At 73.8% G+C, this 9263-nt stretch carries 11 protein-coding genes and 1 pseudogene; 5 read left to right on the forward strand and 7 right to left on the reverse strand.

The genetic code is table 11. The features are described from left to right. Positions 1-413 (forward strand): 4-carboxymuconolactone decarboxylase (gene pcaC, locus C1J01_RS42530; protein ID WP_111184711.1); only part of this gene is annotated, 413 nt, incomplete at its 5' end. Further along, positions 410-1870 (forward strand): aldehyde dehydrogenase family protein, encoded by a 1461-nt coding sequence (locus C1J01_RS42535; protein WP_111184712.1) that lies wholly within the window; start codon positions 410-412, stop codon positions 1868-1870. The genes pcaC and C1J01_RS42535, both read left to right, overlap by 4 nt. A gap of 21 nt (positions 1871-1891) precedes the next feature. Here C1J01_RS42535 and C1J01_RS42540 read toward each other — a convergent pair whose 3' ends face one another. Then, positions 1892-2209, reverse strand: a complete 318-nt coding sequence (locus C1J01_RS42540; protein WP_268958803.1) for a winged helix-turn-helix transcriptional regulator — start codon at positions 2207-2209, stop codon at positions 1892-1894. On the opposite strand from C1J01_RS42540, the gene C1J01_RS42545 reads away from it, so the two are divergent. Genes C1J01_RS42545 through C1J01_RS42555 form a run of 3 tightly spaced genes read left to right on the forward strand, consistent with a single transcriptional unit; the run spans position 2153 to position 4575 of the window. Next, a complete protein-coding gene (locus C1J01_RS42545) occupies positions 2153-2926 on the forward strand; it encodes an NAD(P)H-binding protein (RefSeq protein WP_235855042.1) in 774 nt (257 codons plus the stop codon). The genes C1J01_RS42540 and C1J01_RS42545 overlap by 57 nt on opposite strands. 29 nt (positions 2927-2955) lie before the next feature. Beyond that, positions 2956-3816, forward strand: coding sequence for a LysR family transcriptional regulator (locus C1J01_RS42550; RefSeq protein WP_220040392.1), 861 nt, complete (start codon positions 2956-2958; stop codon positions 3814-3816). A gap of 9 nt (positions 3817-3825) precedes the next feature. Further along, entirely contained in the window at positions 3826-4575 is a 750-nt protein-coding gene (locus tag C1J01_RS42555; RefSeq protein WP_111184714.1) for a hypothetical protein, read from the forward strand. Between the two features lie 150 nt (positions 4576-4725). Here the strand turns inward: C1J01_RS42555 and C1J01_RS52810 are convergent, their stop codons facing one another. From C1J01_RS52810 to C1J01_RS42580, 6 genes and pseudogenes are all read right to left on the reverse strand, one after another. Continuing rightward, positions 4726-4857 (reverse strand): SDR family oxidoreductase, encoded by a 132-nt coding sequence (locus C1J01_RS52810; RefSeq protein ID WP_235855043.1) that lies wholly within the window; start codon positions 4855-4857, stop codon positions 4726-4728. Positions 4858-4927: 70 nt separating this feature from the next. Beyond that, positions 4928-5368: pseudogene (locus C1J01_RS53880) on the reverse strand (SDR family NAD(P)-dependent oxidoreductase); the annotation flags it as partial. A gap of 148 nt (positions 5369-5516) precedes the next feature. Further along, complete coding sequence (locus C1J01_RS42565) at positions 5517-5975, reverse strand: hypothetical protein (RefSeq protein WP_111184715.1); 459 nt, start codon at positions 5973-5975, stop codon at positions 5517-5519. A 211-nt stretch (positions 5976-6186) separates the two neighbouring features. Beyond that, a complete protein-coding gene (locus tag C1J01_RS42570) occupies positions 6187-7548 on the reverse strand; it encodes a serine hydrolase domain-containing protein (RefSeq protein WP_111184716.1) in 1362 nt (453 codons plus the stop codon). Positions 7549-7605: 57 nt separating this feature from the next. After that, entirely contained in the window at positions 7606-8271 is a 666-nt protein-coding gene (locus C1J01_RS42575) for a PHP domain-containing protein (RefSeq protein ID WP_111184717.1), read from the reverse strand. A gap of 14 nt (positions 8272-8285) precedes the next feature. After that, complete coding sequence (locus tag C1J01_RS42580; protein ID WP_111184718.1) at positions 8286-9077, reverse strand: SDR family NAD(P)-dependent oxidoreductase; 792 nt, start codon at positions 9075-9077, stop codon at positions 8286-8288. Between the last annotated feature and the right edge of the window lie 186 nt (positions 9078-9263).

The raw sequence follows: 9263 nt of genomic DNA on the forward strand, positions 1-9263 counted from the left end.
GCCCCGAGCAGGTCACGGCCGCGCTGCTCGCCCACCTGCCCGCCACCTCCGGCATGCGGGTGCGGCGCGAGGTGCTCGGCGACGCCCACGTGGACCGCGCCGCCGCCCGCACCACCGGCTTCACCCGCGACTTCCAGGACTTCATCACCCGCTACGCCTGGGGCGAGATCTGGACCCGCCCCGGCCTCGACCGGCGCACCCGCAGCTGCATCACCCTCACGGCGCTGGTGGCGCGCGGCCACCTGGACGAGCTGGCCATGCACGTGCGCGCCGCCCTGCGCAACGGGCTCACCCCCGACGAGATCGGCGAGGTGCTCCTGCAGAGCGCCGTCTACTGCGGTGTCCCCGCCGCCAACGCCGCCTTCGCCGTCGCGCAGCGCGTCCTCACCGAGACAGCAGAGGAAACCCCATGACCATCTCCCGCGAGCTGCTGATCGACGGCAAGGCCGTCCCCGCCGCCTCCGGACGCCTCACCCAGGACGTCAGCCCCTACACCGGCGAGGTCTACGCGACCGTGGCCGCCGCCGGCGTCGAGGACGTCACCCGCGCCGTGGACGCCGCCGAGGCCGCGTTCGACGCCTGGACCGCCCTCAGCCCCTTCGCCCGCCGCACGATCTTCCTGCGCGCCGCCGACCTGCTGCAGGAGCGCGCCGAGGAGATCATCGCGCTGATGGCCGCGGAAGCGGGCGGCACCCGGCCGTGGGCCGGGTTCAACGTCGCGCTGGCCGCCGACATGCTGCGCGAGGCCGCCGCCTCGATCACCGCGCCGCGCGGTGAGGTGCTCACCGCCCAGGAGGAGGGCGTGCTCGGCCTCGCCTTACGCGAGCCGGTCGGCGTGGTCGCCGCCTTCTCCCCGTGGAACGCCCCCGTCATCCTCGGCGTGCGCTCCGTCGCCGCCGCCCTCGCCGCCGGCAACACCGTCGTCATGAAGCCCAGCGAGGACGCCCCGATCGCCTGCGGGCTGCTCATCGCCGACGTGCTGCACGGGGCCGGGCTGCCCGCCGGGGTGCTCAACGTGGTCACGAACGACCCGGCCGACGCCGCCGAGATCGCCGAGGCGCTCATCGCCGACCCCCGGGTGCGCGCCGTGAACTTCACCGGCTCCACGAACGTCGGCCGCATCATCGGCACCCACGCCGCCCGCCACCTCAAGCCCGCCGTGCTCGAACTCGGCGGCAAGAACGCCATCATCGTCCTGGACGACGCCGACGTGGACTACGCGGTCGACGCCGCCGCGTTCGGCGTGTTCATGAACGCGGGACAGATCTGCATGTCCGGCGACCGCATCCTCGTCCACGAGTCGCTGGCAGAGGAGTTCACCCGCAAGTTCGCCGCCAAGGTCGCCGCGCTGCCGTCCGGCGACCCGGCCGACCCGGCGACCGTGATCGGCCCGCTGGTCGGCCCGGCCGCCGCCGCCCGCGTCGCCGCCCTCGTACGCGACGCGGTCGCCAAGGGCGCCACCGTGGTGACCGGCGGCGGCGAGCCCGAAGGCGCGCTGCACCCGGCGACCGTGCTGACCGGGGTCCCGCGGGACGCCGCGCTGTACCACGCCGAGGCGTTCGGGCCGCTGTGTGTGATCGCGACGTTCGCCACCGACGACGAGGCCGCCGCCCTGGCCAACGACACCGAGCACGGCCTCACCGCCGGGATCATCACCGAGAACGGCACCCACGGGCTGCGGCTGGCCCGCCGCCTGAAGACCGGCATCGTGCACGTCAACGACCAGTCGGTCGCCGACGAGCCGCAGGCCCCGTTCGGCGGCTTCCGCGCCTCCGGCTACGGCCGTTTCGGCGGGCGCTGGGGCGTGGAGGCCTTCTCGAACACGCGCTGGCTGACGCTCGCCACCCAGCAGGCCCACTACCCGTTCTGAGCGGGCTGACAGGCGGTGAGGTCAGGAGGCGCGCGCCGCGTCGTACGCCTCGCGGGCCTCGAAGACGTCGCCCATCCGGTCCTGCACCCACCGGGTCAGCCCCCACACCTGCTGGGCCACCTCGCGGCCCAGCGGTGTCAGGGAGTAGTCGACGCGCGGCGGGATGACCGGCTTGGCGTCGCGGTGCACGAACCCGTCGCGCTCCAGCGTCTGCAGGGTCTGCGCGAGCATCTTCTCGCTCACGCCGCCGATCGTGGAGTCCCGGCGGACGCCGTCACGGCCGTGGCCCGCAGCCGCGAGAAGGCCGCCGATCTGGCGGCGAAGGGCGTCCGCGTGCACGTCGCCGACTACGACCGGCCTGAGACGTTCGCGGGGGCGTTCGGGCCCGAGGACCGCGTGCTGCTCATCTCCGGCACCGACGTGGGCCGCCGCGCCGCCCAGCACGCCGCTGTGATCGACGCGGCCGCGGACGCCGGCGTGGCCCAGCTGGCGTACGTCGGCGTCTTCGGCGGTCCCGAGGCCGGCTTCCGGCTCGCGGACGACCACCGCGAGACCGAGAAGCTCGTCCTCGCCTCCGGCCTGCCGTACACCTTCCTGCGCAACAACTGGTACACCGAGGCGCCCGCATTCACCCCCGACCTGCCCCGCATCCTGGAGCGCGGCGCCGTCGTCAACGCCGTCACCCCGGGCAGCCGCCTCGCCACCGCGCCGCGCGCCGACTACGCCGCGGCCGCCGCCGTCGTCCTGCGCACCGAGGGACACCTGAACACGGCGTACGAGCTGGGCGGCGACACCGCGTGGACGTTCGACGAGTTCGCCGAGGAGGTGTCGCGCCAGACCGGCAAGAAGGTCGTGCACACGTTCGTCACCCCGGCCGAGCAGCAGGCGGCGCTCGTCGCCGCCGGGCTCCCGGAGGCGCTCGCCGAGATCCTGGTGGACGTCGACGTCGCCATCAGCCGTGGCGCCCTCGCCGCCACGCCGGGGGACCTGTCGCGCCTCATCGGCCGCCCCACGACGCCGCTCGCCACCACCGTCGCCGCGGCCCTGGCCCCCTGACCCCGGACATCCCGGCTTACCCTGGACGGATGAGTCGCGTGGAGACGCGGGAGCTGGAGTGCTTCGTGGCCGTCGCGGAGGAGCTGCACTTCGGCCGGGCGGCTGAGCGGCTCGGCGTCGCGCAGCCGTTGACGTCCCGGACCATCGCCCGGCTGGAACGCCGCCTCGGCGTGCGATTGTTCGAACGCACCAGCCGCCGTGTCGAGCTGACCGCCGCGGGCCGCGTCCTCCTCTCCGAGAGCCGCCGGGCGCTGGACGCCGTGGACGCCGCCGTACGCCGGACCCAGCGGGCGGCCCGCCGACGGCGGCTGGTCGTCGCCACCCGCGCCGGAACCGGCTCCGGGCTCCTGGCGGGGACGCTGCGCGCGTACGAGGGGCTGCCCGGCGCGGTGGCGGTCGAGGTCGTCTTCACCCCTGACCAGGTGGCCGCGCTGCGCACCGGCGCCGCGGATCTCGCGTTGATGTGCGGTCGTGGCGAGCTCGACGGGCTGGCCCGCGCCGAGTTGACCCGCGAGTCGTCGGTGGCGCTGCTGCCGCCCGGCCACCGCCTCGCCGGGCGGGCCGCGCTGACGCATGCCGACCTGGCCGGGGAGGCCGCCTACCGCGACCACCGCCCCGACGAGTCCCTCGACCAGATCGTCGAGCTCGTCTCGTACGGCCGGCTCATCGCGGTGGTCGGGGCGAGCGCCGCCGACCGGATCGGCGACTCGGTCGCGGCGGTGCCCGTACCGGATCTGCCGGACACCCGGGTGGTGCTCGCGTGGCGGGACGACACCCCCGACGCGGCGCGCGCCCTGTTCGTCCGAACGGCGACGGTCGGCTATGCCCACCGGTTCCCCGCCGGAGAGGGAGCTCCTGCGTTGCCCGGCTGTGACCCGCCTTCGGCATGATCACCGACCATGAAACGAACGATCATCACCCTCGCCGCCTGCGGGTCGCTGCTGGCGACCGCCACCCCGGCGGAGGCCGCCCCCAAGGACCCCGCACGCGCGCTGAAGGCCCAGCTGAAGTCGGGCCACGGCGTGCGCTTCACCGAGACCACCACCATCGCCACCCCGTCCGGCGGCGACAGGACCAAAATCCAGGACCGCAAGGGCACCCTCCAGTTCTCCGCCAAGGGCATCGCGGCCTCCGACATCACGACCACACGGGTCGGCGCGCCCCGCGAGCGCGTCGTCACCGTCGGCAGGACCAGCTACGTCTCCGGCGGCATCCTGTCGGAACAGCTTCCGCCCGGCGCGAGCTGGAACAAGACCGGCTACATGCCCGGCGGCGCCGGCGGCTTCCACGGTCAGGTCATCAACCCGGCCGAGCCGAAGACCCTGGCCATGCTGGTCAAGAAGGGCAAGCCGAGCAGGAGCACGATCACCGGGAAGATCACCTTCAAGGACCTGGCGAAGGTGTCGACCTGGTTCGACGCCTCGGTGCCGCTGCGCATGCACAACGACACCACGGTCTCCTACACCCTGACGCTCACCTCCGCCGGGCTGGTCAGCAGGGTGAAGAGCTCCTACGCGGCGACCGGGGTCATCGACGCGAACGGCCGTGACGGCAAGGTCATCACGATCGACAGCCGCTTCACCGGATGGGGCGCCAAGGTGTCGATCAAGGCGCCCGACCCCGGTTCGGTGGCCGACCTGAACGACTGATCGCCGGTCTTCTCCAGCCTGCCGGCCAGCGCGGGTGATGCGTTCGGCGGTCACGCGGATGCGCGTCGTATGGGTGGTGCGCGCCACATCGGCCGGCGCCGTCCAGGCACTGGCCGAGCGCGGCCGGAGTGTCGCCGCCCGGTGCGGTGCCTAGGCGGCGACGAGTCCGAAGCCGAGCTGTGTCGCGCCGCCGTCGCAGGCCAGCTCCACCCCCGTGATGTACGAGCTCTCCGGCGAGGCCAGGAACAGCGCGGCGGCGGCCTGCTCCTCGGGCCGGGACATCCGGCGCATCGGGATCGCCGCCGCGTGCTCGGCCCGCCACCGCTCGCGCCGCCGCGTCCAGCCCGGACGCCTCCAGCGAGGCGTCCATCGCGGGCCTCTCCGTGGCGCCCGGGGCCAGCGCGTTGACCCGGATGCCGCGCCCGCGCAGCTCGCCGGCCCACGACCGGGCGAACGAGCGCACCGCCGCCTTCGACGCCGAGTACACGCTCAGCCCCGCCTGCCCGCTGCTCGACGCCATCGACGTGACCAGCACGATCGAGGCGCCATCGTTCAGGTACGGCAGCGCCTCCCGCAGGGTGAACACGGTGCCCTTCACGTTGATCGCGAAGATCCGGTCGAGATGCTCCTCGGTGACGTCCTCCAGCGCGGCGAACTCCCCGGCGCCGGCGTTGGCCACCAGGGCGTCGACGCGGTTGCCGTCCGCGGCCACCCTGGCGTACACCTCGGCCATGTCCCGCTGCCTGGTGACGTCACCGCGGAGGCCGACGGCGCCGTGGCCGATCTCCGCCACCGCCGCGTCCAGCTCCGCCTGCCTGCGTCCCGTGATGTAGACGTGTCAGTGGTCATGTGCGGAAACATCCCGTAGTCCACCACCGGCGCGGCGCCCTACCAAGGGGCGATCGGGCATCGGCCGATGCGTCAGGAGCATGGATCGCCGTTCAGTCGAAGACCTTCACGTTGTCGCCCGGGGGATGCGTGCACTGCCCGTGCGGGACGGACGCGCCCGTGACGCGCGCGCACGACCAGCCGGTGCCGCGGACCTGGACGAGGAAGTACGGCATTCCGTCCGCGGGCGCCGCCGCCGGGACGTGCTTCTGGTAGGCGCCGGCCACGTCCAGCGCGAGCGCGCACGCGGCCGGCCGGTCCGCAGCCAGGCCCGGGTCGGTCATGTGAGTGGTCACCTGCGCCCCGCCGGCCGCCGTGCCACAGGAGAAGTCGCGCGCGCCCACCCGGTCGCCGGGTCGCTGAGCACCGGCCTGGCCGGTCTGCCGGGCGTCGTGCGTCTTCTGGTCGGCCTGCCGGGCGTGGTGGGCGGCGTGCGCGCCCGGGTGCGCCGCGGTGGTGAACGCCGCCGCCAGCACGAGGGCCGTGACGGAACGCGTCGTGATCTCGGCCATGTCATTTCCCCCCGAAGTCCAGAAATTTCCGGACGTCGTCAGATGGGTGTGGAACGCGGATCGCGTCCCCGGTCATGGCGTCATGGACTCCTTCTCCCGTATCTCTCCACGATGCCGCCCCGGACGCCCGCCGCAGGTCACGCCCGCGTGCGGACTGACCAACCTCCTCTTTGCCGCGAACGGCGAACGGCGATCCAAACCCCGCCCACGGTCACAGCCCGCGCCGCCCGGCGACCAGGAGGCGGGCGGCCACCACGGCGAGGCAGGCGACGGCGGCCGTCACCAGCCACACCATGAACGTCGGATAGAGATACGCCAGCTGCACCCAGGACGCGTCCCGGCCCCGCGCCAGCACCCGATGGATCGGCGCCATCGTCACGCACACCACCGCCGGCACCAGGTACGGCGCCAGCCGCCACCACCTCCGCCCGGTCCACTGCCGGGCACGGACGACGCCCCGCACCGCGAGCGCGACGGTGACCAGGGTCAGCAGCGCGAAGAGCCCGTCGGTGAGGAGGTAGGGCGTGCGGGAGGGCGGCTGAGGGGCGCGCCCCTCGACGAGGGCGACCAGGCCGGCCATGAGCTCGTGAGCGTCGGAGTAGGCCATGCCGGTGTTGGCCATGACCGCGATGCCGTGCCCCGTGCCGGGCATCAGCAGCTGGTGCGCGGTGGAGGTGAACAGGTCGCCACCATGCTCCAGGACGGGCGTGCCGCGTTCGGTCTCGTCGAGCATCCAGCCGAGGGCGTAGTCCTCGTTCCGCGCGGACGGCGTGCGCATCTCCCGGACACTCCGGGGTGGCAGGACCCCGGTGTGCTGCGCGATCAGCCACCGGCCCATGTCGTGGGCGGTGCTGAGCACCCCTCCCGACCCGTTGCCGAACCCCGCGGGCTCCGGCAGCGCGACGGCCCGGCCCAGGACGTACAGGTGGCCGCGGGCGCCGCCGGGCAGGTCGCGGTCGGTGTCGACGGTGGTGCTGCGGCGCATGCCGAGCGGCTCGAACACGTGCGCGTCGAGGTAGTCCGCGAACGGCCGGCCGCTGACCACCTCGACGAGCCGCGCGGCGACCTGGTAGTTGGTGTTGTGGTAGCTGAAGGCGGCGCCGGGCTCCGTGGCGAGCCGCGCCGTCCTGAGCCGGGCCACGGCGCCTTCGAGCGTCTCCGGCTGGGGCAGGCTCTTCTCGCGGAAGGCCGAGTCGGCCATGCCGGAGGTCTGGTGGAGCAGCTGCCGTACGGTGATCCTCGCGGCCCGCGGGTCCGCCATGGTGAACTCGGGCAGATAGCGGCGCACCGGCTGGTCGAGGGCCACCTTGCCCTGCTCGGCGAGCTGCAGGACGGCCAGGGCGGTGAACGACTTGCTGACCGAGGCCATCGCCATGGGGGTGCCGGCGGTGACGGGCTCGCCGGTGGCGGTGCGGCCGTACCCGGCGGCGTGCACGACCCGGTCGCCCTCCGTGATCACCACCGCGACCCCGGGCAGTCCCGTGGCCGCGCGGTACCGCTCGACGTAGGCGTCGACGGAGACCGGGAGGGCGGGGGACAGGGCGAGGCAGATCGCCGTAAGGGTGGTGAGCATGCGCCGACGCTAACGACGCCCCCGGCCGCACACCATTGCGGCGAACCGCCGCCTTCGTTACGGGAAACCGTAGCGGAGGGCGTGCGGGCGGTATTCGCCGTACGGCTCGGCCTCGTGCAGGGCGGCCAGGAAGGACGCGGGGCCGTCGAAGTCCGGCATCTCCAGGTAAGCGGCGCCGACCCCGGCCGGGTCGTGCGCGTCCGAGCCCACCGTGCCCGGCAGCCCGTACGCCCGCGCCGTGCGCAGCGCGGCCAGGTTGTGCTCATGGTCGGGGGTCTTCGCGTTGAACACCTCCACCGCGTCGATCATCCCGGCGGCGCACATCGCGTCGAGTCGCGCGCCGGCCCCGAACCGGTGCGGATCGTAGGGATGCGGCGCGCACACGATGCCGCCCTGGCCCCGGACCCGCTCGACCACCTGCTCGGCCGGCAGCACGTACGGCACCCGTTCGGTGAGGAAGAGGCCGATCAGCTCGCCGGAGCCGGTCCGGATCTCCTCGCCCGGCACCACCCGGGCGCCGACCGCGCGGGAGAGCTCCTCGGCGCCGCCCGCCAGGTGGTTGTGGTCGGTGACGCAGACCACGTCGATCCGCAGGGCCGCCACGCGCTCGGCCAGCTGGTCGAGCGTCATGACGGAGTCGCCCGAGGCGACGGTGTGCAGGTGGCAGTCGACGCGTACCCGGCCCGGCCGGACGGGCCGGGCCGGTCGCGGTGCGGAGATCACGGCGTACGGGACGGTCAGGACGACAGGCCGAGCTCGGCCAGCAGCTCCTGGGAGTAGGCGATGCGGCCGGTCAGCTTGTCGGGCGGGGCCTGGCACAGGGCGAGCGCGGCGGCGGCCATGACCTGCGGCGGTTCGGCGTTCGGGTCCTCCTCCGTGGTCAGCCGGTGGAAGAGCGTGCCGGGGGTGGGCACCACCTTGGTCGGGGCGAGCGAGTTGACCGCGATGCCGTCGGCGTAGAGCTCGGCGGCCAGGCCCGTGGTGAAACGTTCGAGCGCCGCCTTGCACATGCCGTACACCGTGGCGCCCAGCCCCGCGTGCGGCCCCGGCGGCATGGTGGGGTGGCGGGCGGCGATCGAGGAGATGTTCAGGATCCAGCCCTGCCCGCGCGCCCGCATGCCGGGGATGACCAGCTGCGCCAGATGCGTCGGCGCCGTCACCTGCACCTCGAACATCAGCGCGTACCGGCGCGCGGTGAAGTCCGCCACCGGCGTGAAGTACGTGACGGCGGCGTTGCTGACCAGGATGTCGATGTCGCCGTAACGCTCGCGCACCTGCTCGGCCAGCCGTTCCCGGTCCTGCGGCACGGACAGGTCGGCCTGGAACGCCTCCGCCGTCCCGCCCGCGGCGCGGATGCCCGCGATGGTGTCCTCCAAGGTGCCGGGCAACCGGCTGGTGCCGGGCGAGACCGTCCGCGCGCTGGCCGCCACCCGCGCGCCCGCCGCGGCGAACTCCGCCGCTATGGCGGCGCCGATGCCTCTGCTGGCCCCGGTCACCAGCGCGACCTTGCCGTCGAGTACGCCCATCATGCTCCTCCCGCACGGCCGAGCGGCACGTTTTAGAACTTAGTTCTGGAATCAGCTTCACCACGCGACACCACCGCTGTCAAGCGGCCACCGGCCCGAGCGCCCGCGTTGTGGCACATCACGGTCAGCTCCAGCCGTGCCGTCCCGGCCGGATGTCGAAGGCGGCGGGCATGGGGGGTCACTTGGGGG

Source organism: Nonomuraea aridisoli (assembly GCF_003236395.1).
Lineage (GTDB): Bacteria > Actinomycetota > Actinomycetes > Streptosporangiales > Streptosporangiaceae > Nonomuraea > Nonomuraea aridisoli.

What these genes read in the sequence shown, in the direction of transcription:
- C1J01_RS42535 (WP_111184712.1), top strand. Translation starts at nt 410, where the DNA reads ATGACCATCTCCCGCGAGCTGCTGATCGACGGCAAGGCCGTCCCCGCC.
- C1J01_RS42550 (WP_220040392.1), top strand. Translation starts at nt 2,956, where the DNA reads ATGAGTCGCGTGGAGACGCGGGAGCTGGAGTGCTTCGTGGCCGTCGCG.
- C1J01_RS42555 (WP_111184714.1), top strand. Translation starts at nt 3,826, where the DNA reads ATGAAACGAACGATCATCACCCTCGCCGCCTGCGGGTCGCTGCTGGCG.
- C1J01_RS52810 (WP_235855043.1), bottom strand. Translation starts at nt 4,857, where the DNA reads ATGTCCCGGCCCGAGGAGCAGGCCGCCGCCGCGCTGTTCCTGGCCTCG.
- C1J01_RS42565 (WP_111184715.1), bottom strand. Translation starts at nt 5,975, where the DNA reads ATGGCCGAGATCACGACGCGTTCCGTCACGGCCCTCGTGCTGGCGGCG.
- C1J01_RS42570 (WP_111184716.1), bottom strand. Translation starts at nt 7,548, where the DNA reads ATGCTCACCACCCTTACGGCGATCTGCCTCGCCCTGTCCCCCGCCCTC.
- C1J01_RS42580 (WP_111184718.1), bottom strand. Translation starts at nt 9,077, where the DNA reads ATGATGGGCGTACTCGACGGCAAGGTCGCGCTGGTGACCGGGGCCAGC.